This window comes from Pseudozobellia sp. WGM2, assembly GCF_017810075.1.
Classification (GTDB): Bacteria; Bacteroidota; Bacteroidia; order Flavobacteriales; family Flavobacteriaceae; genus JADNYK01.
This window is the reverse complement of sequence record NZ_JADNYK010000006.1, coordinates 106,975-133,023: the sequence shown is the minus strand read 5'-3', so window position 1 is coordinate 133,023 and position 26,049 is coordinate 106,975. Positions and strand designations below refer to the sequence as shown.

General features: G+C 39.9%; 26 protein-coding genes. 16 read left to right on the top strand and 10 right to left on the bottom strand.

What is annotated here, in order from left to right:
• Positions 1–53: 53 nt before the first annotated feature.
• From IV512_RS15110 to IV512_RS15100, 3 genes are all read left to right on the top strand, one after another.
• Positions 54–1,655 carry a sulfatase gene (locus tag IV512_RS15110; RefSeq protein WP_209404822.1) on the top strand — a complete coding sequence of 534 codons (1,602 nt, stop codon included), beginning with the start codon at positions 54–56 and terminating at the stop codon, positions 1,653–1,655.
• 52 nt (positions 1,656–1,707) lie between these two features.
• On the top strand, positions 1,708–2,079 hold the full coding sequence (locus IV512_RS15105; protein ID WP_209404821.1) for an iron chaperone: 372 nt from the start codon (positions 1,708–1,710) through the stop codon (positions 2,077–2,079).
• Positions 2,080–2,197: 118 nt separating this feature from the next.
• The gene (locus IV512_RS15100) at positions 2,198–3,025 is read left to right on the top strand and encodes a universal stress protein (protein ID WP_209404819.1); all 828 of its coding nucleotides are present in this window, start codon (positions 2,198–2,200) and stop codon (positions 3,023–3,025) included.
• Positions 3,026–3,087: 62 nt separating this feature from the next.
• Here IV512_RS15100 and IV512_RS15095 read toward each other — a convergent pair whose 3' ends face one another.
• From IV512_RS15095 to IV512_RS15075, 5 genes are all read right to left on the bottom strand, one after another.
• Entirely contained in the window at positions 3,088–4,023 is a 936-nt protein-coding gene (locus IV512_RS15095) for an SMP-30/gluconolactonase/LRE family protein (protein ID WP_209404817.1), read from the bottom strand.
• Between the two features lie 48 nt (positions 4,024–4,071).
• Positions 4,072–5,463, bottom strand: coding sequence for a Gfo/Idh/MocA family protein (locus IV512_RS15090; protein WP_209404815.1), 1,392 nt, complete (start codon positions 5,461–5,463; stop codon positions 4,072–4,074).
• Between the two features lie 114 nt (positions 5,464–5,577).
• Positions 5,578–7,167 carry an FMN-binding glutamate synthase family protein gene (locus IV512_RS15085; RefSeq protein WP_209404813.1) on the bottom strand — a complete coding sequence of 530 codons (1,590 nt, stop codon included), beginning with the start codon at positions 7,165–7,167 and terminating at the stop codon, positions 5,578–5,580.
• A gap of 86 nt (positions 7,168–7,253) precedes the next feature.
• Positions 7,254–7,652, bottom strand: coding sequence for a group III truncated hemoglobin (locus tag IV512_RS15080; protein ID WP_209404811.1), 399 nt, complete (start codon positions 7,650–7,652; stop codon positions 7,254–7,256).
• A 38-nt stretch (positions 7,653–7,690) separates the two neighbouring features.
• On the bottom strand, positions 7,691–9,148 hold the full coding sequence (locus tag IV512_RS15075; RefSeq protein WP_209404809.1) for a vanadium-dependent haloperoxidase: 1,458 nt from the start codon (positions 9,146–9,148) through the stop codon (positions 7,691–7,693).
• 189 nt (positions 9,149–9,337) lie between these two features.
• Between IV512_RS15075 and IV512_RS15070 the strand changes: the two genes are divergently transcribed.
• On the top strand, positions 9,338–10,615 hold the full coding sequence (locus IV512_RS15070; protein ID WP_209404807.1) for an NAD(P)/FAD-dependent oxidoreductase: 1,278 nt from the start codon (positions 9,338–9,340) through the stop codon (positions 10,613–10,615).
• A gap of 146 nt (positions 10,616–10,761) precedes the next feature.
• Here IV512_RS15070 and IV512_RS15065 read toward each other — a convergent pair whose 3' ends face one another.
• From IV512_RS15065 to IV512_RS15055, 3 genes are read right to left on the bottom strand one after another with little or no spacing between them, the layout of a single operon-like run.
• Positions 10,762–10,911, bottom strand: a complete 150-nt coding sequence (locus tag IV512_RS15065; RefSeq protein ID WP_209404805.1) for a hypothetical protein — start codon at positions 10,909–10,911, stop codon at positions 10,762–10,764.
• Positions 10,912–10,925: 14 nt separating this feature from the next.
• Positions 10,926–11,099: a hypothetical protein gene (locus IV512_RS15060; RefSeq protein ID WP_157813162.1), complete on the bottom strand. Its 174-nt coding sequence runs from the start codon at positions 11,097–11,099 to the stop codon at positions 10,926–10,928.
• A gap of 53 nt (positions 11,100–11,152) precedes the next feature.
• Entirely contained in the window at positions 11,153–11,446 is a 294-nt protein-coding gene (locus IV512_RS15055) for a hypothetical protein (protein ID WP_209404803.1), read from the bottom strand.
• 161 nt (positions 11,447–11,607) lie between these two features.
• Here IV512_RS15055 and IV512_RS15050 point away from each other — a divergent pair, with 161 nt between their 5' ends.
• Both IV512_RS15050 and IV512_RS15045 read left to right on the top strand, forming a co-directional pair.
• The gene (locus IV512_RS15050; RefSeq protein ID WP_209404801.1) at positions 11,608–12,765 is read left to right on the top strand and encodes a homogentisate 1,2-dioxygenase; all 1,158 of its coding nucleotides are present in this window, start codon (positions 11,608–11,610) and stop codon (positions 12,763–12,765) included.
• A gap of 81 nt (positions 12,766–12,846) precedes the next feature.
• Complete coding sequence (locus IV512_RS15045; RefSeq protein WP_209404799.1) at positions 12,847–13,401, top strand: nitroreductase; 555 nt, start codon at positions 12,847–12,849, stop codon at positions 13,399–13,401.
• Between the two features lie 18 nt (positions 13,402–13,419).
• Here IV512_RS15045 and IV512_RS15040 read toward each other — a convergent pair whose 3' ends face one another.
• Both IV512_RS15040 and IV512_RS15035 read right to left on the bottom strand, forming a co-directional pair.
• The gene (locus IV512_RS15040; protein WP_209404797.1) at positions 13,420–14,748 is read right to left on the bottom strand and encodes a serine hydrolase; all 1,329 of its coding nucleotides are present in this window, start codon (positions 14,746–14,748) and stop codon (positions 13,420–13,422) included.
• 12 nt (positions 14,749–14,760) lie between these two features.
• The gene (locus tag IV512_RS15035; RefSeq protein ID WP_209404944.1) at positions 14,761–15,276 is read right to left on the bottom strand and encodes a DUF456 domain-containing protein; all 516 of its coding nucleotides are present in this window, start codon (positions 15,274–15,276) and stop codon (positions 14,761–14,763) included.
• A 226-nt stretch (positions 15,277–15,502) separates the two neighbouring features.
• Between IV512_RS15035 and IV512_RS15030 the strand changes: the two genes are divergently transcribed.
• From IV512_RS15030 to IV512_RS14985, 10 genes are all read left to right on the top strand, one after another.
• Complete coding sequence (locus tag IV512_RS15030; RefSeq protein ID WP_100869766.1) at positions 15,503–15,895, top strand: BlaI/MecI/CopY family transcriptional regulator; 393 nt, start codon at positions 15,503–15,505, stop codon at positions 15,893–15,895.
• Between the two features lie 11 nt (positions 15,896–15,906).
• Complete coding sequence (locus IV512_RS15025) at positions 15,907–17,841, top strand: M56 family metallopeptidase (protein ID WP_209404795.1); 1,935 nt, start codon at positions 15,907–15,909, stop codon at positions 17,839–17,841.
• 99 nt (positions 17,842–17,940) lie between these two features.
• Positions 17,941–20,205 (top strand): S41 family peptidase, encoded by a 2,265-nt coding sequence (locus IV512_RS15020; RefSeq protein ID WP_209404793.1) that lies wholly within the window; start codon positions 17,941–17,943, stop codon positions 20,203–20,205.
• Between the two features lie 16 nt (positions 20,206–20,221).
• Positions 20,222–21,406, top strand: a complete 1,185-nt coding sequence (locus tag IV512_RS15015) for a tetratricopeptide repeat protein (RefSeq protein ID WP_209404791.1) — start codon at positions 20,222–20,224, stop codon at positions 21,404–21,406.
• A 128-nt stretch (positions 21,407–21,534) separates the two neighbouring features.
• Positions 21,535–22,011 carry a hypothetical protein gene (locus IV512_RS15010; RefSeq protein ID WP_209404789.1) on the top strand — a complete coding sequence of 159 codons (477 nt, stop codon included), beginning with the start codon at positions 21,535–21,537 and terminating at the stop codon, positions 22,009–22,011.
• A gap of 54 nt (positions 22,012–22,065) precedes the next feature.
• Positions 22,066–22,623, top strand: a complete 558-nt coding sequence (gene ruvC / locus IV512_RS15005; protein WP_209404786.1) for a crossover junction endodeoxyribonuclease RuvC — start codon at positions 22,066–22,068, stop codon at positions 22,621–22,623.
• 522 nt (positions 22,624–23,145) lie between these two features.
• A complete protein-coding gene (hemW, locus tag IV512_RS15000; protein ID WP_209404785.1) occupies positions 23,146–24,279 on the top strand; it encodes a radical SAM family heme chaperone HemW in 1,134 nt (377 codons plus the stop codon).
• A gap of 27 nt (positions 24,280–24,306) precedes the next feature.
• Positions 24,307–25,062, top strand: coding sequence for a cyclase family protein (locus tag IV512_RS14995; protein ID WP_371743304.1), 756 nt, complete (start codon positions 24,307–24,309; stop codon positions 25,060–25,062).
• A complete protein-coding gene (locus tag IV512_RS14990) occupies positions 25,059–25,409 on the top strand; it encodes a DUF4260 domain-containing protein (RefSeq protein WP_209404782.1) in 351 nt (116 codons plus the stop codon). The genes IV512_RS14995 and IV512_RS14990 overlap by 4 nt, the downstream gene beginning before the upstream one ends.
• Before the next feature lie 3 nt (positions 25,410–25,412).
• On the top strand, positions 25,413–26,036 hold the full coding sequence (locus IV512_RS14985) for a DUF4230 domain-containing protein (protein ID WP_100869756.1): 624 nt from the start codon (positions 25,413–25,415) through the stop codon (positions 26,034–26,036).
• The last annotated feature ends 13 nt before the right edge of the window (positions 26,037–26,049 follow it).

Here is a 26,049-nt window from a genome sequence, read left to right as displayed (position 1 = left end):
TTTAATTTTCTTCCGTCCATATCTTCCGAATCTATGTTATAAATCCATTTAAAATGAGACTTTTATCGGTTTTTGTTATTTGTCTACACCTTTGTCAAATTTCCTTTTCACAGGAGGCCAGTCGCCCTAACATTTTAGTGATCATTTTTGATGATGCAGGGCTCGATATGGGCGTTTATGGCAGTACCTATGTAAAAGCACCTGGTTTCGACGCTATTGCGCGAGACGGTATGCTTTTGAAAAGGGCCTACACACCTAATGCAAAATGTGCGCCTTCAAGAGCGTCGATGATTACAGGAAGAAACTCTTGGCAACTCGATGCGGCGGCAAACCATGTGATTTACTTTCCGTCGAAATACAAGACCTATCAAGAAGTTTTGTTAGAGCACGGTTATGTTACGGGCCATACCGGTAAAGGCTATGCCCCGGCAGTTACCAAAACTGCAGATGGAGCAAATCGCAAGGTATTAGGGCCTGCCTTTAACGATAAGAAACTGAAACCGGCGACCAGTAGTATTTCAGATAATGATTATAGTGCCAACTTTAAAGGTTTTTTGGAACAGGTGCCCGAAAACCGACCATGGAGTTTTTGGGTTGGCAGCTTAGAGCCACATCGGGGCTATGAATATGGTTCAGGTAAAAAATTAGGAGGTAAATCTGAGGATGATATCAAAAATTTTCCGCCTTATTGGCCCGATAATGAAGTCACCAGAAACGATTTGCTGGATTACGCTTATGAAATTGAAGATTTTGATAAACATATTCAAAAAATTCTTCAAACTTTAGAAGAAAAGAATCAGTTAGACAATACCTTGATCGTGGTTACCTCTGATCACGGAATGCCTTTTCCGAGAGTGAAAGGCGACCAATATGAAAATGCAAATCATGTGCCCATGGCCATGTTATGGAAGGATAGAATGAAGACCCAAAATAGAACCGTTGATGACTATGTCAGTTTTATCGATTTGGCACCGACGTTTTTAGAGGCGACCGGGGTTGATTGGCGTTCTTCAGGAATGCATCCTGCCACGGGTAAGAGTTTGATGAATTTAATAATTTCAGAAAAGTCGGGGCAAATAGAGCAGGAAAGAAACTTTGTACTCGTTGGCAAAGAAAGACATGATACGGGTAGACCAGGTGATGTGGGTTATCCCATTCGTGGTATACATATGAACAACATGCTGTATGTGAAAAATTATGAAATTGATAGATGGCCGAAAGGTAACCCGGAAACCGGTTATCTGAATACCGATGGTAGCCCCACGAAAACCGAAATATTGAATTTAAGAAGGAAGGGTGATACCAAGTTTTGGAGATTAAATTTCGGAAAGAGAGAGAAAGAAGAATTGTACGATATCGAGAAAGACCCCTTCTGTATGAGTAATTTGGCCAATGAGCCTTCATACCAGATTGTAAAGCAAAAACTTAAGGCAGAGATGGAAGCCAAACTTCTAGAGCAGGGCGATTTGCGTATGATTGGCTATGGTCATATTTATGAACAGGCACCTTTCGTGAACGGAAAGGATTTTTACAAGAACTTCATGGACGGTGAGCGACCGAAAGCCGGTTGGGTGAACGATAGTGATTTTGAGCCATTTGTGCTGGATGGTGATGGTAATGAACTGAGAGCCATTAATACTATGAGTTTTGAATGATAAGTTGCTGAATCAAAAAACACCAAATCCCATTCGTAAATTATAAGATTCGATGAATTCTAAAAATGTAACTTCAGTAGAAGGGTATATAGCTTCGTTTCCTGATAACGTTCAAACCCTTTTGCAGCAACTTAGGGTTCTTGTTAAAGATTATGCTCCCGGGGCAAATGAATCTATGAGCTATGGTATGCCCGCTTATAAATTCTGCGGTAAACCCTTGGTTTACTTTGCGGCTTACAAGAATCATATAGGTTTCTATGCTACGCCAAGTGGTCATTCTGCTTTTGCGAAAGACCTTTCTCGCTACAAACAAGGTAAAGGGTCTGTGCAGTTTTCAATTAAAGAACCTCTTCCATTAGAGCTAATCAGTAAGATAATTGCCTTTAGGGTGGAAGAGAATGAGCGAAAAAGGTCAAAAAGTTAAAATTTTATAAATGTCGCAATTGCGTTAAAATACCTGATGTTTGTCATAATTTCGAGGGGGTATGTTTGCTAGTTTTGAATAAACAAGCTAAGTGATTAGCTATCTAAAGAACAATATCATGAAGAAAATCGTAGTTCCAGTAGATTTTTCGCAACAATCGGAATATGCGTTGCAAGTGGCAGTGTCTTTGGCTAAGAGATACGGTTCAGAAATTCTGGTTTTACATATGCTAGAATTGAACCAGGCTATGATTACCTCTAATGAAGGGGTACACCCTGAGCAAACGGTTTTTTTAATCAAGATGGCCGAGAAACGCTTCAAAGATTTTTTAGAGAAGCCTTATTTGAAGGGTGTGGAGGTAACGCCTATAATTAAACATTACAAGGTATTTAGTGAAGTAAACGAAGTGGCTAAAGATCACGGGGCCGAATTGATCGTAATGGGCTCTCATGGCGCAGACGGGTTAACTGAAATTTTCGTGGGTTCGAATGCCGAAAAGGTGGTCAGAAATGCCGAGGTACCCGTAATAGTAGTAAAAGGCGAAATGACAGACTTTAGAATTGAACGATTTGTTTTCGCTTGTGATTTTAAGCTTGAGAGTGTATCTGCATTTATACGGGCAAAGGCTTTTTCTGAGTTGCTTTCGGCGGAACTAAATCTAGTTTACATCAACACGCCGGGAGACGATTTCTTAAGTGCTTCAGATGCATATGAACGGATTAATAAATTTTTACACAAGGCAAATAGTTCTGATGAGGTAGTAATTCATAACGATTACAGTGTGGAGAAGGGAGTTCTAAACTATAGTGAGAAAAATGGTGCCGATGCCATCGGTATACCAACTCATGGTCGAAAAGGATTGGCACATTTTTTTATGGGAAGTATTGGTGAAGATATTGCTAACCACTCGAAAATTCCTGTGGTGACGTTTAAAATAACTGATTGAAATAGATAAAGAATAAAGGGGCAACTAATGTTAGTTGCCCCTTTATTCTTTTATACTGAGTTTTACGGATTGATGTCTACGGCATAAATTTTTCCGGCCATCATATCAGGCAAGAGCAAACGGCCTTTTTCTTCTTCTAGGTAAAAATCGGCAGCTGATTCTAAACCTTCTTTTAGAACAGTGGCTTCTTCAGTTTTACCATCAATTTTCCAAACTTTGGCCAAAGCCCAACTGCTAATGTAGTAATCACCTTTGCTATCTTGTTCAACGGCATCGGCACCCCTAAAATTTCCTTTTAACGGGGTGAGAACGCCCTCTTTTTTAACTAGAAAATTACCAAGAAAGAACGCCCCAATCATTATTTCTCCGTTATTGTCGACCCCAACTCCGTTAGGGTTTAAAAGAAGCGGAGAGGTATCTTGGGCAATCGATATTTTTCCGTTGAGGTCAATGTGATAAATGCGGCCCGTTTGCGGTACTTTTTTTGCTTCTTCGCTATCGAGCGGCCAGAGGTCATTATTCTCATCTCGCATGTAACTCGTATCTCCCATATCCGCAACATAAATGCCTTTGCCTTCGGCATCTATCGAAACATCATTTAAGTATCGTACCTCTTCAGGAAAATCTTCTTTTTTGGCAAAGACGGTTGCCTTACCATCTTTGTCAACCTTCCAAACACGTGTAACATCTGAAAAATAGAGATGTTCGTTTAGAAAAACAATGCCCTTGGGTTCATCTGAACCTGTGGCAAATACGCGCACCCCTCGCTCAGAGATTTCCGCAACTTGTCCATCGCCCTCCTCTTTTCCGTTCATGAGGGTCACATAGTAATTTTCATTGAACCCTTTCGTGATACTTTCGGGTTTTACGCCCACATCGACGGGAAATTGAATTTGCGCGTAGCCCATACTGCCGAACATGAGAAGGGTGGCCACGACCGTAAGCCCACGGAATAGCTTTCTCGATCCGCAATTGAAATTTTGAAAAATTGTTTTCATCTGTATAGTGTTTAAGGTTTCTAGAGTGAATTATAGTTCGGGAGAGTTTTATATCATTTTCATTGTCGTGGGGTCCCAGTTAACTGGTTGTTTTTTATAGTAACTTTCATTGGCTAAAAGTGCTGCACCCGCAGCCCTTAACCCAAAGGTCGGGTCTTGAACTACCTTACCGTTATTTCGAATCGCTTGAAAGAAATTATAGAAATGGTCATGGCGCGCTCCTTTGTAATCTCTGGGAGCCTCCCAAGTGGTGGTTCCAGTGCTCAAAGCTGCAGACCTGGTTTCCAGATTTTGATCGGCGTAACCCTTCTTGATTTTTTCTTGCATTTCTTCAGTAAAAGATACCAAAGAATACCCGCCAGGAACCATACCTAGCTTAGAGCGTTTTAAGGTTACGGAATTTTGACCGACTTCCATTTCGCCTTCGGTACCGATTAACTTAAATCCGCCACCACCGCCACTGCCAGCTATAAAATTTATTCTGAAAGCTGCATTAAATGCCGCATGGTTTTCGGTCTTGGGGTAATCATATAGGGTTATGCTTACATCGGGTACGTCACGGCCATCTTTCCAATATCGCAATCCTCCCGTAGCCAATGCGCGGTTGGGGCCATGCGAGTTTATAACATGGTTAAGCGTAGAAAAAGCGTGAACGAACAAATCGCCGGCTACTCCCGTGCCGTAATCTCTATAATTTCTCCATCGAAAGAAACGTTTTGGCTCAAAAGGAACTTGAGGAGCTTTGCCTAGAAAGGTGTCAAAATCAACAGTGTCTTTACTGGCATCTGGTGGTATCGGGTACTGCCAAGCCCCTTCGGCCGAATATCGGTCGTTGAAAAAATCGAGCATAACAATATCTCCAATAGCGCCCTCTTCATAAAGTTGCTTTGCTCTTTCATTGCCCAAGGATGCCATGCCTTGACTACCAACTTGACAAATTTTACCTGAGGATTTTTGAGCGTTTATAATGTCTTGGCCTTCTTCCCACTTTTGAACCATGGGTTTTTCACAATAAACATGTTTACCTGCCTTTAATGCATCTACCGTAATTTTTCTATGCCAATGGTCTGGTGTGGCCACGATAACGGCATCGATATCTCTTCTATTCAGAAGTTCTCGGTAATCTCGTGTAGTAAAGATGTCATCACCCCAGAGTTCTTTGGCCCTTTCGAGACGACCTGTGTATAGGTCACAGGCAGCAACTACTTTGCAACCATCGACGGTAAGAGCATCTCTGGTATCGAAGATGCCTTGAATGCCGACACCTATTACGGCTAAATTAATTTGGTCGTTAGCGACATAAGCAGTTTGGGCGTATTCACGATTTAGTATTAACTTCTCATCACCCGCAGCTGCAAGTATCATTGGAGCAGAGGTAAGGACTGCGGAGCCTAAGGTGGCTTTTTTAAGAAATGACCTTCTTGAAGGGTTCTTTTTCATTATAAATTTTAGATTAAACGGTTTGGTTTGGTAAGAGCAAAGAAATTTACATCTTTTCAAAAGGAATGCCAAAAGTTTAACCCCGCAAGAGATTGCTATGGTGTACTATCAAACCTAACTCATAATACGTGTTAGTTTAAAATAACGTTGGTAGTTCTCCGGTATATTCGAAGCTTGCAACAAACAGCCTTCGGTCATATATGGGTAAATCTCATCATAGGTTTTTACATTATACATGCCCACTCTTTTGCTAATATGCTCACGCCCTAATTCGGTGGGAGTGTTTAGACCTGCTGCTGCGACCAGTTCTAGAAAGCTTTTGATAGTCGCTTCGTGATAATTCTTTACTCTTGGTGCTTTGTCACTTATGACCAAGCCCTTCATTAACGATTTATTCTGTGTAGCTACACCAACCGGGCATGAATTGGTGTTGCATTGTAAGGCCTGAATACAACCAACGGCCAGCATCATAGCTCGAGCACTGTTACAACCATCTGCCCCTAGGGCAATGGCTCTCGCCATGTGGAAACCCGAAATTATCTTTCCGGCGATGATAACTTTGATTTCCTTTCTCAAACCAAAGCCGACCAAAGTGTCATGTACGAAAACCAATCCCTCACGAGAAGGCATTCCCATGGTGTTTGAAAACTCTACGGGTGCGGCCCCCGTGCCACCTTCACCTCCATCGACCGTAATAAAATCAGGGGTAATGCCGGTATGGATCATCGCTTCACAGAAATCCATAAACTCTTGTTTACGGCCGATACACAATTTAAAGCCAATGGGTTTTCCGTCAGATAGGTCCCGTAGTTTTTTGATAAAATGCATGAACTGGATAGGGTTGGCAAAAGCGGAATGGGAAGGGGGAGAGTGAACCGCAACACCGGGTCTAATATGCCTTATTTTTGCAATTTCTTCGGTGTTCTTTACGGCGGGCAAGATTCCACCATGCCCAGGTTTGGCACCTTGTGACAGCTTGATTTCAATCATTTTGACTGAAGGCCGTAGGGCATTTTGTTTAAAAGTATTTTCATTAAAAGTGCCATCGTCATTTCGACAACCAAAATAACCCGTTCCAATTTGCCAGATGAGGTCACCACCACCTTCAAGATGATAATCACTGATACCACCTTCGCCTGTATTATGGGCAAAATTTCCCATTTTAGCCCCTTTATTCATGGCCAATACCGCATTTTTGCTCAAGGAACCAAAACTCATGGCGGAAATGTTCAAAAGGCTTGAAGAGTAGGGTTGTTTGCAGTCTTTACCCCCAATATTAATTCGAGGAAATTCCCCAATATCTTTTGGATTGTTCTTGGCATACATGGAGTGTTCCATCCATTCATAGCCTGGTCGGTAGAGGTCCATTTGAGTGCCAAAAGGCTCAGTGTCATTAGCACCTTTTGCCCTTCGATATATTAATGATCTGAGAATTCTGTTCAAGGGTCTGCCTTCGGTGTCGGTTTCTACAAAATATTGCATAATCTCGGGCCGTATAGATTCTAGAACATAGCGAAAACGACCTATTACCGGATAGTTTCTTCGAATGGTATGTTTCTTTTGAACGATATCGAACAGACCCATCAAAACCAAGGGGCCAACAATTATAAAGAGCCATAAAATTGGCAGCCAAACGAATGAAATTGCCAAAATAATACCAATAGAAATGAGGGCTATCAGAATAAACTTTTCACGAACTTTCATGCAATTGAAATTTGAAGCCGAATTTAGGCAAAATTAAAAAGACCATAGGTCATGCAATGCGAATGGCATAAAAAAGATTATTCACTTTAATCCTTTTGTTCTGGTCTAGATTTAAACATTTCGAGATAGAGCATTGTACTCATTTTTTGCGCCCTGTTTTTCGCAATAAAGGCGGTATCACCTTCAAACAATTCATCTATTGTCTCGAACCACAAATTTAGCCATAGTCCGAAATGTTCTGAAGTAATATTGTTGTCCATCTTTTGGTCGACTTCCAGATGTGCTTTAATAGGATTACCGTGGTATTTTCGTTTTAAAAATAGTTGTGTTTCCCAAAAATTGGTAAGTATTTCAAAATGCTCTTCCCAATCATCTATGACACTTTCAAAAATAGGACCTAGAATTTCGTGCTCCCTAATCTTACCATAGAATGTGGTAATTAACAAGCGTACTTGGCTTCTATCTTTAATCTCTATTCTTGTCATCTTGAGGGTTGTAATTATCCTTTCGGGATGTTTTCAGGTTATTCGCCGAGGTGTATTTTATAAAAATTCCAAGCTGCCGAGGCTACATCCCTACCTAATTTCAACCCTGCAATATTATCTGCTTGAATATGGTAGCCACCCATAACCCGCGATATACCGGCCATATTTGCGGTTTCGGTGAAGGTGGGGAATTTCAGGGTTACCGGTTTTCCAAAGTGCTTCTCATCCAATTCGGTCATAGCCCCAGGGGTAAGTTCAACCTCTCCACCGAAATAATCATCACCGGTGAAGAGTCTCAGTACTTCTGCACACGCACCACTTATGGTACTGTGGCCTGAAGTGTAACTAGGGAAAGGTGGGCAAAGAAAAACATCGGGTGAATACGGGCGCCATTCCTGGCCTTTCATTTCAACGACACCTTTCCCAGGTCCGCCCCAAGCTTTTATAGTTTTGTCTTTGTAATAGTCGTGAACCAAAGCATAGGGTCGAGCGTAGTCATAGAACATCTTAGAATCCCATGAGGCAATGAAGGCATCCATGGCCGTGATTTCGGTCAAAAAGTACATTTTCACATCTTGATCAAGCGTATGGTTATCACGTCTAGAAACATCTTGAGCAAATTTTAGCCAATGACCTGCTTGCTGAACAGATTGTGGCCCATCACGCATAAACTCTACCAAAGCTTTGTCTTCGTCGGTTAGATTTGCTTGTAGTTCTATGACTTCTTTCACCTCTTCTTCCAACTGTTTCGAACCGACCATTGGCGGTGGACCCGGACGAAATTGGTCCGCTGATTCTAGGGTAATAGGTTTTACGAGCTGCCAATAAGGTGTAAGACAGCTAGGTGCATATTGACCGCCCTTGCCATCGGAAAAATATTTGGGTTGCCATCGATTGATATCAGTATTTTCATCAGCCGTATTAATAGGTGCGTAATTCGTGTAATCAAAGTAAGGTGTGCCATTAGAACCACTAACCTTGCCATATTGGTTACTGCCATCATTTTTTCTGGCCTCGATTACCGCTTTCGCCGCTAGGTTACCAATACCCTCTGGAGTACTAGGGTCAAGCGATTCGTTTTCTGGGTCAAGCCCAAGGTCTAGCATATTTTTTTTGAATAGTAAAGAGTCAGAATAGTAATATTCTTTGAGTGCCCCATACGCCGCGTAGCTTATGGCGATTTCTTTATTTTTTAAGCTTCTGTTTTTTAACGGCACTCTGTCGGTACCTGATAAATATACCGGTTCTGCAGTGTTGTCGAATCGCGACCAAGCATCAAAAATTGAAGTGAATATTAAGCCGAGATATCTTGAGGTAATGGTAGGTCGTGGTTTAAAACGTTCAGTGTCTGAGGCCGTCGCATCTAAAGCTATCTTACCCCACTGGTAGGCTATATTTTCTGTACCGGTCGGTTCATTTGAAACAGGTGTTTGAGATGTTATGCTAAATGAGGTAAGATAAACAAGTGCGGTAATCGCGGTTAATGTGCATTTCATGGTTGGATTGTTGAAATCGAGACCTTAAATATATGAAAGTAACCTTGTTGGGTAAAATTATAGAGTTAAAACCAGAATAGTTCGTCAATACTTGATTTTAGAGTGGAATCTGATTTTTTCGAGTTATTATTTCACGAAATCAGTCCATATTATGGTGGCTAATATGCGTAAATTTGAGGTAAAAAACATATGAATCTACCCCGAACCGACAAAAAAAGATTAGTCATTATAGGCGGTGGTTTTGCCGGAATTTCTTTGGCAAAAAAATTAAAAGACCTTGATGTTCAACTAGTGCTCATCGATAAACATAATTACCATACTTTTCAGCCCTTATTATATCAAGTATCGACAAGTGGGTTAGAACCTGATTCTATTGCTTACCCTATTAGAAAAGTGCTTAAGCGCTTGCACAACTTCCATTTTCGTTTGGCTTCGGTGGAACATATTGATGCGGAAAACCGCAACATAACTACCAATATAGGTAATCTTACTTATGATTATTTGGTAATTGCAACCGGTACTGAAACCAATTTTTTTGGTAATGAAGAGGTGGCCAAGAATGCCATGCCCATGAAAAATGTACCACAGGCATTGAATATTCGAAGTTACATGTTGCAGAATTTTGAGAAAGCAGATGATTCCGAAGATTATGATGAACGAAAATCACTTCTCAACTTTTGTGTCGTGGGGGGAGGTCCGACAGGCGTAGAACTGTCAGGTGCGCTAGCGGAATTGAAACAAAATGTTTTTCCTAAAGATTATAGGCATTTGAATATTGACGAGATGGAAATTCATCTATTCGAAGGCGCTGATAGATTACTGCCTCCCATGAGCGAACATGCTTCAGAAAAGGCTACTGCTTTTTTAGAAGAATTAGGTGTTCAAATACATTTGAATACATTGGTCAGTAATTATGACGGGGATACCGTGACACTTAGCGATGATTCGACCATGCGCAGTAAGAATCTGGTTTGGGCGGCAGGTGTGACCGGTGCAAAAATTGAAGGACTCAAGGCTGAATCTTTGGTTGAAAAATTAAATAGATTCAAGGTCGACAGGTTCAATAGAATTGAAGGATACGACACTATTTTTGCCATAGGAGACATTGCATATATGGAAACCGAAGAGTACAAGGCTGGGCACCCTCAGGTTGCACAACCGGCGATACAGCAAGGTGAGCACTTGGCTGATAATCTCGTTCATCTGATTAAGGGTGAACCTATGAAGCCTTTCTCGTATAATGATAAAGGCACTATGGCTACGGTGGGTAGAAATCGAGCGGTAGTCGATTTAAAAAAGCTCAAGTTCTCTGGCTTTTTTGCTTGGTTCGTTTGGATGTTCGTTCACCTAATGGCGTTGGTAGGTTTTAGAAATAGAGTAGTTGTATTCTTTAACTGGGCCTATAACTACATTAATTACGATAAGGCCGCCCGCCTTATAGTCAGACCCTACAAGACGAGGGCATAGTTTCAGTATTCTAAGCCGCATTAATTAAAAACCTTTACTATATTTGTCTCGTTGTGTTGTGACCCAAGACCTGAATTTAGGTTAAGGCCAATGAAAGGCTTTCCAAAATTGGAAGGCTTTTTTTGTTTAAGACTTAAAAAAATATCTTATGCCGTATCGCGGGGCTGGTGATGCTCTTTTTTATCTTTCACTTGATGATTTATTTTTTCACCGTAAGTAGCTGATTCATCAATGGCTTGCTCTTTTAAGCTCTGCTTATCGTTTTTCTCTATGTAATTGTCTTTTTTATCTTCCATATGATAATTTGTTTTTATGCTTGTGCCAATAAGATTATGGTACCCACGATTAGAATAAGAATGAGTACGATAATTATGGTAGCCCAAGGAAATCTATTTTTAGGGGTCATCGTTGTCTGATTTCTCGCTTCATCAACCGAATGTGGATTATGAACGGGAGAACTGTCTTGAGAATCCATTTTTTTCATAGCAATTTTTTTATCCTATTTTCATCGGACCTTGATGGTTCGGCACCTGATTTTTAATCGTTTTCGTTTCTAGGTGCATTTGCTCTTTCAGGCTCTTCCAGGCCTCTCTTGCTTTCGCTGCCTTGGCTGTACAGTTTGTTCTCTTCATCTTTTAAGTTTTTAATGTTGTTACTGGCCCTGCCTGGCACGTCTAAATCTTTTCCTGAAAAATCAAGACGTTGTTTTCTATTTTGCAACATACGGTCATCACCATTGTCTTTTCGAACACCTCTATCACCCAAAACATTTTTATCTTCTTCGGTTATTTCGGAATTGTACTTCGGTTTTGATTCTTTTTCGTTACTCATACATTTTTTTTAGTTGATACAAGCTAGCATCATAACATGTAATCGACGTTCTGTAATCACAATTTTATTGATTCAATAAATAGGTTTGCTACTTGAACTTAAGTGAGAAGGAGGATATAAAAATTATTGTAATTTTAAAGAAACGACTTAAAACTGCACATATGCCTTTATATCACAAGTTGGGAAAGATTCCGCATAAGCGACATACCCAGTTCAGAAAAGAAGATGGCTCACTTCATTACGAGCAATTGTTCGGAACTATTGGTTTTGATGGTATGTCTTCGTTATTGTATCATTTGCACAGGCCTACGCAAGTCAAAGAGATTGGTAAAACATTGGATGTTGCGCCGAGGGCTGCGGTAGAATATAATATTACATCAAGGCTTCTGAAAGGTTTGGACGTTAAGCCCGAAGACGACTATTTAGAGAGTAGAAAAACCATACTTTTTAATGCAGATGTTCATGTGGGCTTGGCCGCTCCGAAAAAATCGATGATCGAATATTTCTATAAGAATGCCGACGCCGATGAATTACTTTTCATTCATAAGGGTAGTGGTGTTCTAAAAACTCTATTGGGCGAGATTCCCTTTGAATATGGAGATTATTTGGTAATTCCCCGAGGGATGATTTACCAGATTCATTTCGATACCGAAGATAATAGGTTGCTCGTTACCGAAAGCTATCACCCCATATATACTCCGAAACGATATCGAAATTGGTTCGGTCAGCATTTAGAACACTCTCCACTTTGTGAGCGTGATTTCAAATTGCCCCAAAACCTGAAAGCCCACGATGAGAAAGGGGAATTTTTAATCAAAGTAAAGAAGCAAGGGCAATTGCATCATATGGTTTATGCTACACACCCTTTTGATGTGGTCGGTTGGGATGGGTATAACTTTCCCTACGGGTTTTCTATTCACGATTTTGAGCCTATTACTGGGCGAGTGCACCAGCCGCCACCGGTACACCAGACCTTTGAAACCAACGCATTTGTGGTGTGTTCTTTTTGCCCAAGGTTGTACGATTATCACCCGAAAGCGATTCCAGCTCCCTACAATCATTCCAATATAGATTCCGATGAAGTGTTGTACTATGTAGACGGTGACTTTATGAGTCGAAAAGGTATCGATAAAGGTTATATTTCCCTGCATCCGGCAGGTATACCCCATGGTCCGCACCCAGGTACCTACGAAGCGAGTATTGGTAAAACCGGTACTGAAGAACTTGCGGTGATGATCGATACCTTCAAACCGCTTAAGCTTACCCAAACGGCCTTAGACATCGATGATGGCAAGTATTACAAAAGTTGGTTGGAGTAGGGGGTGCCGCTTTGTTATCTTTTTCATAATGCCCCAATAGGAACAAATGAAAAACGGTATTTTTGGGTAAAATTAGCAACTGTGGTATTTGATATAATTAAAAAAAGACGTTCTGTCTTTCCTGCACAATATAACGACAAACCTATAGCCAAGGCCGATATTGAAAAAATTCTTCAAGCGGCCAATTGGGCACCGAACCATAAGAAGACCGAACCTTGGCGGTTTAAGGTAATGATGGGTGAATCGAAAGAGAAGCTTGGTCTATTTCTTTCTTTAAAGTATATGGAGAATGTGGCCAGCCCAAAGCAGATGAAGGCTAAGAAACTTATAGAAAACCCTAAGATGGCCGGGGCGATTATCGCTATTTGTATGCAACGTGATCCAAATGAAAGTCTACCGGAATGGGAAGAAGTCGCCGCAACCGCAATGGCCGTGCAGAACATGTGGTTGTGCTGTGCAGAGATGGGTATAGGTTCATATTGGAGTTCTCCGCCACTCATCAAATTTATGGATGAGTTTTTTGAGATGGAAGATGGTGAGAAATGTCTTGGTTTTTTCTATATGGGTCATTATGATGGCGAATTGGAAGATGCTACACGTAGACCTATAGAAGATAAGGTAGTTTGGGCAGATTAGGTAGTTCAGATAGCTGAGCTAGTATTCTTTGGTGTATTTATATTCACCTCCCCCTTGTTTAAGAAGCATAGTGTTTTCTTCGGCATTAAATTCTAAACGTACTCCTGCCTGTGCGAATTCGAATACATCTTTTTCTGTGGCTTCCAAAGTAAAAGAGGGTTGCCCAGTAGCCTGCCCGATGAGAACATTGTCTTTTTTGGTGATGGTGATTTTAAGCGGAATTTGCTCGCTCGCATAAATGCCTAAATAAGTATCTAGTTCTTCGGAAGTTACTTCAATGCTTGAAAAAGTGGGAATTTCAAAGGGTTTTCCATAGAAAGCGCTCAAGGCCGCAATTAGTATATCGTTGTTAGAATAGCGGCTTCCATTAGTGGTAAGTGCAAACGCCAAGTTATCTTCTGGAATAAAACCCAAGGCAGATGAAAACCCGTCAATTCCTCCATTATGTCCGAACCCTTTTTTGCCGTAGAATGGCATTTGAAAAATGCCCATACCATAATTGTCTTTAATGGTCTTCATTTGGTCTAGACTTTTGACTGATATAAGCTTTTCTGCGAACAGGCCCTCAACAAATTTGGTCAAGTCGGTTGGGGTTGAAATAATGGCTCCCGCACCTGATGGAATCGACATGTCGGTTTCAGGTTGCTTTTTCCAAGAGTTGGTGTGGGAATAAGAATAGGAATGTGCCTCGTGGTTGGTACTATCTATTTTTGAGCCTACCTTGGTGTGGGTTAGTTCAAGGGGCTGGGCAATTCTGGTTTTTACAAGTTCAGCATAGGGTTTGCCGAAAACGTCTTCTAAAATAAAAGTGAGCAAAACATAATTAGAGTTACTGTACTCCGCCTTGCTGTCCGGCTCGAAAACGCTTGGTGATTCGATGATGATATTCAGTAATTCTTCCTGAGTTTTTTTCTTTGTATTCCACTCAAGGTAGTCATCTACACTGGTGAAGTTTAAAATTCCACTGCGATGGTTCAGTAGATGGGAAACTGTTATTTTTTCAGCGTTTTTTATTTTAGGAAAGTAGGTGTCAAGGGTCTGGTCAAGATTAAGTTTGTTTTCTTCTACGGCCATAAAAATGAGGGCAGAAGTGAACATCTTGGTTATGGAACCAATTCTATATTTAGTCTCTTCACTTGATTTCTTTTGAGTAGCGCTATTCTCATAGCCGATTGCTTTTGAGTAGATTATTTCTCCCTCGTGTGACATGGCAAAACTACCCATGTACCTATCGTTGACTTCTAATGCATTGAAAAAGCCATCCAGTTTGAGGGTGTCGAGACCCTGAGCATCAACGGAGATAATGTATAGAAAGCCGATTAGAATTTTAAGGATTGTTCTTTTCATAATTAAGGGTATTCAGTTGAAAAAAGAAAAAAGAGCATGACGATGCCCCCAGGCAATAGATATGAATAGGCCGAGATAAACAATGGCAACTAGAAACTTTATAAAGGTGCCGGTAAGAAAACCTAAAAACGAACCAAAGGCGGCCTTAGTCGCCGTTTTTTTGTCGGCCTTATTCAAGAGTTCACCTACCAATGCTCCCACAAAAGGCCAGATAATGATGCCGAACGGACCCAAAAAAGGGAAAATCAAGGCCACCACCAAACCAACAGTGGTGCCTATCATACCAGCTTTAGTGCCACCAAATTTTTTGGTGCCCATTGCGGGTATAACATAGTCCAGCGCAAATACTATCAGTGCAATTGCTGCTGTTATGCCAAGAAACCACCAATCTTTAGGTACCGCCATTGTCAGATGCAATAAAAATAGACCTACCCAGCTTAAGGGCGGACCGGGTAGAACGGGCAAAAAACTACCGAGAATACCTATAATCATAAAAACAAAGCCCACGATAAGCAAAGCGATATCCATCATTTCAATTTTCTTGTTTGACTAAGATAAACTGAAAAAGTTACAGTTTTCAATTATTACATAATTCTTCATTTGTAGATGCTATTTCAGTGCTTAAACATTGATTTTAAATCTCAAGTTGTTTTAACTGACTAATGAACAGTGGTTTAAATTTAACAACTAAAAATTTAGTTTAAACTAAAAATTTAGTTATATTTGTTTGTGCGGATATTTAAAATATGATAAAATGAAACAGTTAACAAAGGCAGAAGAAGAGGTGATGCAGATGTTGTGGAAACTCGAGAAATGTAATGTAGCGGCGATTATTGAAGAGCTTCCAGAACCTAAGCCGGCCTATAATACGGTGTCGACCATTGTAAGGATATTGGAAAGCAAAGGCTTTGTTGACCATGAAAAGGAAGGAAAGGGATATCTGTACTTTCCTCTGGTGAAAAAATCGGACTACAGCAATCAGAGTATCAACAAATTGGTAGATGGATATTTTCAGGGTTCTTTTAAAAGTATGGTCTCTTTCTTTATGAAAAAGAACGACATGAGTCTGAAAGAGCTAGAATCGATACTTAAGGATATTAAAAAACCGGACGAAACTGAGGAACAAAATCAAAAATCGGACAAATAAAATTTATGGCCATGGTACAGTACATTTTAGAATGCATTGCCTTTCAATTGGTGTTCTTGATCATCTATGATTTCTTTTTAAAGCGGGAGACTTTCTTTCAATGGAATAGATTTTACCTAATTGGCACCTATGTTCTATCGATGGTTTTACCCTGGGTAAAAATTGAAGCCCTAAAAACTACCGTGCCCGATAGGTATTACGTGTACCCCGAATACCTATGGGGTGCTAGTGATGCTGTTGTTGTGGCTGCCACTGAAAGTTCACCTTTCGATATCTCTTGGGGCGAAGGTTTGTTTATCTGTGGGGTAATGGTAGCCATGTTTTTGTTCGCACATAAGATGTGGCGTCTGTATCGACTGAGAAAGGGTGCCAATATTTATTATTTTAAAGATTTTACTCGCATTGTCATTGCTAATAGCCATATGGCGTTCTCTTTTTTCAAGTCCATTTTTCTGGGTGACAAGGTGTTGGAGACGGAACACGAAAATATTATCAAGCACGAACTGGTTCATATTCGTCAGAGACATACCTACGACCTTCTATTTTTTGAATTGATGCGTATCGTGGGCTGGTTCAATCCGCTGGTCTATGTGTATCAAAACAGGGTATCAGAACTGCACGAGTTTATTGCCGATGCAGAAGTTGCGAAGACAAATAAAAAGGAGCATTACGAGCTGCTGTTGTCGCAGGTCTTTCAGACCCAAGACATCTCTTTCATCAATCAATTTTTTAAATCATCATTAATCAAAAAACGAATAGTCATGTTACAAAAATCAAAATCGAAAAAAATCTGGAAATTAAAATATTTGGCTTTGGTGCCAATGTTGTTGGGTATTTTGTTCTATACCTCTTGTGAACGAGATTTACAGGAAGAGATTTCTACGAATACCATATCGGTAAACGATGTGGAAAGTCTTACGGCGGAAGAAGAACAAGATTTTTACATTCGACTAATGGAGAACTCCAAGCAGGGAGGGGATTGGAAGTTGGTCTTGAAAGATAATCATACCACGATTAGATTTACCAACCCACCGAACGAGAGTTCGTTTATCTCTGGCCCCAACGGAGTGCCTATAAGGGCACAAATGCAATTGGAGTCTAAAGTTTTAGATGGTGACTTTAATATTTTTGACCATAGCTCAAACAGTATGGTAGCTGTTGGCTATGGTGAAGATGTTCCCTTTGCCTCGGTAGATGAAGTGCCTATATTTCCCGGTTGTGAAAATGCGGCGGACCCTAGGGCTTGTTTTCAAGAAAAAATACAAAGGCATATAAGCAAAAATTTCAGGTATCCGGAAGAAGCACAAAAGCAGGGCATTCAGGGACGAGTATCTGTGATGTTCACGATAAATGAAGACGGAAGTATTACTAATATAAGAAAACGAGGTCCACACCCACTTTTGGAAGAGGAGACCGAAAGAATCATTGCTCGTTTGCCACAAATGGAACCAGGTAGGCATGAAGGTAAAGTCACAAAGGTGCCCTTTTCGATACCAATTGAGTTTAAATTGTCTCAAACCAACGCCTTAGGGGCAAATGTGGAAATGTCAACTAATAACCCGCAGCGCATGTCTATGGATGACGTAATGGATAATTTGAATATAGTGCCTTTTGCCACAGTTGATGAAGCTCCTATTTATCCTGGTTGTGAAGATGCCGCTTATCCAAAGGATTGTTTTACAAAAAGTATACAAAAATACATTGGTAAAAATTTCAGGTACCCCCAAGATGCTCAAGAAACAGGTATACAGGGTAGGGTAGCCATAATGTTCACCATTGCCGAAGATGGAAGCATTCAAGGCATTCGCTATCGAGGCCCGGATCCTTCTTTAGAGCAAGAAGCCTTAAGAATCATTAAGAAATTACCGCAAATGCAACCGGCTAAGAACAGTGGGGAAAGTGTGGCGGTAGCGTATTCGGTACCTATAACATTTAAATTACAGTAAAATCTCATCTCAAGCCCATTAGAAAATACGTGAAATTGAAGTTAAATTTTTTAATTCAATGGCTATAAAATTTAATTTATAAGAAATTTAATACAAGCCATGAGAAATATTCTTTTAATAGCGGTGATGGTTTTATGTAGCTTGACCGTTTCTTCACAGAGTGAGCAACAAATCAATAACCTCAAAACGTTTGCGAAAACGTACGGTTACATCAAGTATTTTCATCCGAGTGATGAAGCTTCAGATTTTGATTGGAATAGGTTTTCCATTTATGGGGCATCACAAATCGAAAAGTGCGATTCTAAAGACCAAATGCTGACAACGTTAAAAGAGTTGTTCGGTCCTATAGCACCTTCCGCAAATTTTGAAATCGGCAAACAGCCTTCAAAATTCGATGTGTCTATTATAAAACCTCAAAATCCCGAGAATTATGAATTGGCATATTGGCAACACAAAGGTGTAAGTACGGGTATGATGACCAAGGGAAGGCCCTATATAAGTGTACGCGTCAACCGCATGTTTGAAACTGAAAATGCTGATCGGTTTGGCAATGTGATGACTGTAATAGGAGCGGATAAGTACAAGAAAAAGGAATTTAGATATTCTGCTTGGGTCAAAATGGAAGAGGGTTCTACCGGAACAGGAAACTTGTGGTTCAGGGTCGATAATTCAGATGGTTCAATGGGTTTCTTCGATAATATGGGGGCTAGGCCGATAAAAGGCACTGAATGGCGCCAGTATGAGATTACAGGGCAAGTTGACTCCTTGGCGCAATCACTTTTTCTAGGGTGTTTTCTTCAGGGGAAAGGGATGCTATATTTTGATAATGTCAGGCTTGAATATAAAGAGGGAGACGATTGGGTAAACATTCCCATAAAGAACAGTGATTTTGAAAGTGAAAAATTAGGTAGTAAAACGGACGGTGTTCAATGGACAAGAGCGGGTAATGGTTATGCTTTTGAAACAGGTACAACAGTTAAATATGAAGGGGAAAAAGCAGCCGTAATTGAATTTTTGGGGGATGTAAAAGAAGAAAAGGGAACACCGGTTTTTGATTATCAACCACGATTTGGAGAGTTGATAGAAGAAGAAATCGGAAAGAACCTGTTCTGCCAAATTCCTCTTGTACTTTATGCCAATAAGGACCATACTTTTCCGCTGGGAAATAATATAAAATTAAAGTCATTAAAAAAGGAAGTTGAAGATAGTGCTGTCGACCCAACTCAACTTTCCGTTCGATTAGGGAATGTAATTAACACCTTCAATGTATTACAACATTTCTTTCCCTATTTTGATGTGGTCGATGTCGATTGGGAAGCCGCTTTAGAAGAGGCGCTAAAAAGGTCCTTTACAGATGAAACCGACGAAGACCATTTGATTACCCTAGAAAAATTTACTGCGCTGCTGAAAGATGGACACGTTGGTGTTAGGCACGATTTAGTCGAATTTTTTACTCCTCCCATTACTTGGGAGTGGGTAGAAGACAAACTAATCATCACACATCTGTTCGAAGAATCTTCAGAGCTTGAGATAGGAGATGAAGTTACCCATATTAATAAACAGAATTCCCAAGACTATTTCAAAGAAGTCGATTCAAGAATATCAGCAGGTACGAAGGGCTGGTTAGAATATAGATCTAAAGATATAAGTCTATTTGGCCCTAAGGGTAGTAAAATTACCCTGAGAGTTAATGGAAAGGAAATTGAACTCAACAGAGATAAAGATTTTTATAGAGAGAGACGTTCCGCTCTTCCAAAAAAAGAGTCCTACCAAGTGATTAACGATAGTGTGTTCTATTTGAATTTAGACCTCCTTCCGATGGATAAAATCAATGAGTTATTACCACAGATAAAAAACTACAAATCGATTATATGTGATATGCGGGGTTATCCCAATGGTAACCATGATTTTATTAGCCATTTATTGAAGTCCAATGATACCACCGAGTCTTGGATGCAGGTACCGAAAATAAGTTTTCCTGACCAAAAGAACTTGACAGAATATGAAGAGTTGAACTGGAAAATGAAAGCTAAAGAACCTTATTTGGGTGATAAGCAAATTATCTTTATTACAGATGGTAGGGCCATTAGTTATGCCGAGAGCTTTATGGGTTATATCGAAGGTTACGATTTAGCCACTATTATTGGTCAACCAACAGCCGGAACGAATGGCAATGTAAATTCTTTTGAACTTCCTGGCGGATATCGAATTAGTTGGACGGGTATGAAAGTAGTGAAACATGATGGTTCACAGCATCATGCCATTGGTGTTCTTCCCGATATCTATCTCTCTAAGACAATTGAAGGAGTTAAATCAGGAGAAGATGAGTTCTTGAGCAAGGCGATAGATTTAACCAGGCAATAGTACATTTATTTGAAAAATGAAAATCGTAAAGATGACGGACTTGCGGGTTTTTATAATGTCTATCACAGTAACCCTTGCATTTGAAGTAGAGGGGCAATCACTTTCTTCTAATCAAAAGCGTGCTAATTTTACCATTGCCGACAGTCTATATGCTCTAGGTAATTATACGCAGGCCATTAATAATTACGTACAGTCGAACGAGCAAAATGCAAGCCTTCAAATTGCACGGTCCTACAGTGCTTTGGGTAGGTTCGACAAGGCCATTGCCCAATACGAAGATATAGTTGTCAAGAACCCTGAAGCACAGGTTGCAGGTTTTGAGTTAGGTAAATTATACTTGAAAACCAACGCCTACGAAGAAGGGCGTAAATTGTTCTCAAAATTGATAGCTGAGAATGATGAAAACCCTGAATACCATTTTTATTTAGGTAAAATTTTCAGCGAGCTAGAGCAACCCGCAAGTAGTTTAAATTCATATAAAAGGGCAATCGAGAAAGATAGCACACATTTGAGAAGTTTGTTTCAACTGGGTAAATACTTTGTCACCAAGCGAGAAAAGGAAACTGCCCTTACCTATTTAAACCAAGGGCTTACGGTATACCCTGATGATGTTTCGCTCATCAATTTACAGGCCTTGGCTTATTACAATAATGACGAATACCAGAAAGCATTGCCTCTTTTTGAACGATTGGTCGAACTTGGTGAAGAGAAAGAGTTTATCTACGAAAAATTAGCATATTGTTATTTTAAGAATTGGGAGTTTGAAAAGGCAAAAAGTGCATACAAAACGGTAATACACCTGAACGATGAAAACTCGGAGGCCTATTTCAATTTAGGCCAAGTGTTCTTGAAAGACCGTCAAATTGATAGTGCCCAGTATTACATTCAAGAATCAATCGCGGTTCAAAAACCATTTTTGGCTGAGGAATATGTGGCTTTAGCGGGTATTGCCAGAAACAAAGATAACATCAAGTCAGCTTTCGAATATTATAAATTAGCCCATCAAGAAGATCCAGATGATGCCTTTATTTACTACAATGTTTGTACGGTTGCCGATAAACTCTACGAAGATCCGAAGACCAAATTGCAGTTTTACGAGAAGTTCGTCGGGCGTTTTGCTAAAAGAGATGATTATATGGGTCAGATGGTGGCCAAACGTATTTCTCAATTAAAGCAGGAGATTCATTTTTTGGCGAATTGAAATACCTAAAGCCTTAATTTAAGTAACAGAACTTTCCTAAATGAGAGATTAGAATTTTATTATGCTATTTTTGAAGTAGAACTAGGTAAAAGGGGCATTTAATAAAAGGCGTCTTAGAATTCTGGGCAATGCGATACCTTATAACATTATTACTTCTTTGTTTTTTGACAGGGTGCAACTGGACCGCCTCACGCGAAAAGAAGACCCGTGAATTGGTCAATGAAGAAATTCTTAGTATCAACTGGGAAGATGTAGACAAATACCCACTCTTCGAAGCTTGTGACGAAACTGTTGCCAAAACGGAACAAAGAGCCTGCTTCACTGAAACCTTTCTTGATTATTTATCGAATACCTTGCAAGAAACTGAACTGGTTCTAGAGGGGGAAGTTAACGATACCGTTTATGTCGATTTTTTGATGGAAGCGAGTGGTTCAGTAAGTCTTGTGGCCGTTCATGGTCCTGATAATATTAATGAACTCATACCTGAATTTAAAGGTCATATTCAACAAGGTCTCGACAGCCTACCGTCAATAAAACCGGCCCTCAAAAGAGGTATTCCGGTAAAGGCCAAGTTTCGTATTCCCATAGTTTTAAGTCCGCAATAATCAAGGTCTGTAATGTCTTGCAAACTCATTTTTTACCTTATTAACCATTAAAATTTGACGAAAGAAAAAATCATATTAGGTATTGATCCCGGTACGACCATCATGGGTTTCGGACTCATAAAAGTGGTGGGCAAAAAAATGGAATTCATTCAAATGAACGAGCTCTTGCTAAAGAAATACGATGACCCCTATACCAAATTAAAATTGATTTTCGAACGTACTATTGAACTGATAGATACCTACCACCCTGATGAAATTGCCATCGAAGCACCATTTTTTGGTAAAAACGTGCAATCGATGCTCAAGTTGGGCAGGGCTCAGGGGGTTGCCATGGCTGCCGGTTTGTCGAGGCAAATACCTATCACGGAATATCTTCCCAAGAAAATTAAAATGGCGATAACGGGCAATGGTAATGCGAGCAAAGAGCAGGTAGCAAGAATGTTACAGAGTACATTGGGGCTAAAGACCTTACCCAAAAATTTGGATAGTACCGATGGTCTGGCAGCTGCCGTTTGTCATTTTTATAATGAGGGCAGAGTCGATGTCGGTAAAAATTATACAGGTTGGGAAGCTTTTGTAAAACAGAATGCAAAAAGGGTGAAAAGGGGGTGACTTAGTTACGAGTTTTAAGTTTTAAGTTATGAGTTGTGTTGAATAGAAGCTCGTAGTGCGTATTAGATTAAGTGAATCGATAAAAGTATAATTTAAATGTGAAGTGTCGTGAGATGTTTTTTAATCTGTAGTGTCTGGACGAAAATGAAGGTTTCAATATAGATAGGATATTGAAGTTAATTTATTTTGTGCATGGTGTTCAAATTGCCTTGTTCGGGTTTGTAATTACTATTTTATCGATATTGATTATAAATCAATAAATATCATTTTGTCATTTTCTTTAGGTGCTATAATTTGTGTAATTCTTATTACAATGTATTTTATTCTTTTGCTCACCTTTAAGCCCAAGTTGGTTGAATATAAGATTGTCAGAAAATTGTTGGTTTTACAGGTTTCATGCTTGGTATCTCATTAGGTGCCCTTTTTATATGGGTTGTGATGTATAATGGGTTGCCTTTATTATAATATCATGGGCTACTAACTATAAACTTAAAACTAATAACCATCAGCAAATAAAAAAAAATGAGCGGCATTTATATTCATATTCCTTTTTGCAAACAAGCTTGTCACTATTGTGATTTTCATTTCTCTACGTCTATGGGAAAGAAGGAGGCAATGGTCGAGGCATTGAGGAAAGAATTGCTTCTTAGAAAAGATGAATTTTCGAATGTTGTGGTCGAGACCATTTATTTTGGTGGTGGCACGCCGAGCGTTTTAAAAACGGCAGAAATACAGTCCATTATCGATTCGGTATATAGTCACTATGAGGTATGCGAAAATCCGGAAATAACTTTAGAGGCCAACCCCGATGATTTATCCGAAGCAAAAATAATCGCGCTAGCTGAAAGTCCAATTAATCGACTGAGTATCGGTATACAGTCTTTTTTTGAGGAAGATTTAAAGTTGATGAACCGGGCCCATTCTGCGGAAGAAGCCGTGAAATCGTTAGCGACTGCAAAGCGTTTTTTTGATAATATTTCTATCGACCTGATTTACGGCATGCCAGATATGGGCAATGAGCGCTGGAAACAAAATATAGATAAAGCACTTTCTTTTGACATTCCACATATCTCGAGTTATGCTCTTACGGTCGAACCCCATACCGCCTTGGCCACATTTATCAAAAAAGGGGTGGTCAAAAATGTAGATGATGAGGTAGCGCAAGCCCAATTTCATATTCTGGTAGAGACTTTACAAGCTGCCGGATTTGAAAACTATGAAATATCGAATTTCGGCAAACCCGATTATTTGTCAAAGAACAATACGGCCTATTGGCAGCAGAAAAAGTACCTAGGTATTGGCCCCTCGGCACATTCTTTCGATGGAGTTCGAAGAGGTTGGAACGTCAATAACAATCCGAAATACTTAAGAGCTATTGAAAAAGGTGAATTACCTATTGAAACTGAAATTCTATCAACTACTGATCGGTACAATGAATACGTAATGACCGGTCTACGCACGGTTTGGGGCGTATCGATGGGTAGGATAGCTTCCGAATACGGAGAAAAATATAAGGAGTATGCACTCAACCAATCGAAAAAGCATATTGAAGAGCATTTGCTTTATTTGGATGGCGACATCCTGTTAACGACCAAAAAAGGAAAATTTTTAGCCGATGGAATCGCTGCAGATTTATTTATGCTTAATTTATCGTGAATATAGTTTCAAATAGAAGATTTGTAAATGATGAAGGCATCCATAGAACTCGATAAGAAAAAATACACGATTGATTTGGCACGACCGCTCGATATTTCCATATCTATTCGGGGCGACGCGCAAAATGTAAATGCATGGTATATAGACCATCCAAAAATAGAGCCGCACAGAGAGGATGAATTTATAGGAAAGGTTTCCGAAGGTAGCTCTACCAATTTTAATGATATTTGGTTCAATCCGCATGCCCACGGTACCCACACCGAGTGTGTTGGGCATATTACCGCCGAGTTTCATTCGGTCAATCAAAACTTGAACACCTATTTCTATTTGGCCGAATTGGTTACGGTGGTTCCTGAACTTCAAGGTGACGATTGGGTGATTTCTAGGCATATACTTGATTTGGCCATTGAGAGTGAATCTGTAGAAGCTCTGATTATTCGAACGGTGCCGAATGAACGTATTAAGTTGTCGAAGCAGTATTCACATACCAATCCGCCGTTTCTTCTACAAGAGGCCGTAGAATTAGTATTGGAGAAAGGAGTAAACCATTTATTGATTGACCTACCTTCGGTAGACAAAGAAAAAGATGATGGACTTTTACAGGCCCACAAAACCTTTTGGGCTTTTGACGGTCAGTTGCGTAAACAGGCTACGATTACAGAGTTTATTTATGTGCCCGACGGTATAAAAGACGGTCTATATTTCTTGAACCTTCAAATGGCCGCTTTTGAGAATGATGCGTGCCCCAGTCGGCCGGTACTTTACGAAATAGAAGAGTCATGAAAGGTATCCTTAAATTAGAGGAGTTGGCCATGTTCGCGCTTGGCATATATTTGTTCGGTATGCTGCCGTATCAATGGTGGTGGTTTTTAGTGCTTTTATTAATACCTGATATCGGTATGCTGGGCTATTTATTTAATGATAAAGTAGGTGCTCTGGTGTACAATCTTTTTCATCATAAGGGGGTGGCCATTGCAATTTATGTTTTAGCAAGTTATCTTTCACAACCCGAATGGCAATTGGTCGGTATTATCTTATTTTCGCATTCGGCCATGGATCGTGTTTTCGGGTACGGATTAAAATATAACAAAGGCTTTAAGTTTACCCATTTGGGTGAAATAGGAAAATAAAAAATGGATACTATCTTCGATTCTTTTTTAGGGCTCATACTCGGGGCCATTCTTATGTATTGGGTGTTCTCTTTTTTTAACAAGAAGAAGAGCAAAGAGGCAACGGAACACCAATCTGAGGTATTGCTCGAAAAGATTCGAACGGTTTGTAAGTTGGTATCGGTAGAGGGTGATTTTGCCGAAATCTATCGCTACGAAAACATCAAAGAACATTTTATGAGCTTGGTGACCAGCAAGAAAAAGGCGTTGATGGTCATTAATGCCAAAGCTCAAATCGGTTATGACCTAAAGAAAATCGAAATTCGGGCCGATAATGCGAACAAGAGAATTATCATGACGAACTTTCCGGAACCTGAAATACTTTCTATCGAGCCCGATATTCAGTTTTATGACATTCAAAGCGGAATGTTCAATTTCTTCTCCCCTGATGATCTGACGCTATTGAACAAAGAGGCCAAGCAACATATACGAGAAAAAATCCCTGAAAGCGGATTAATGGAAACCGCTCGAAAAGAAGCCATTCAAGCCGTTTTGTTAATTGAAAAAATTGTGGAAACCATTGGATGGAAGTTAGATTACTCCAGTATTGAAGTTTCGGAAAAACAAAAAGAACTACTAGAGAAATAAAGTATTATTGAGC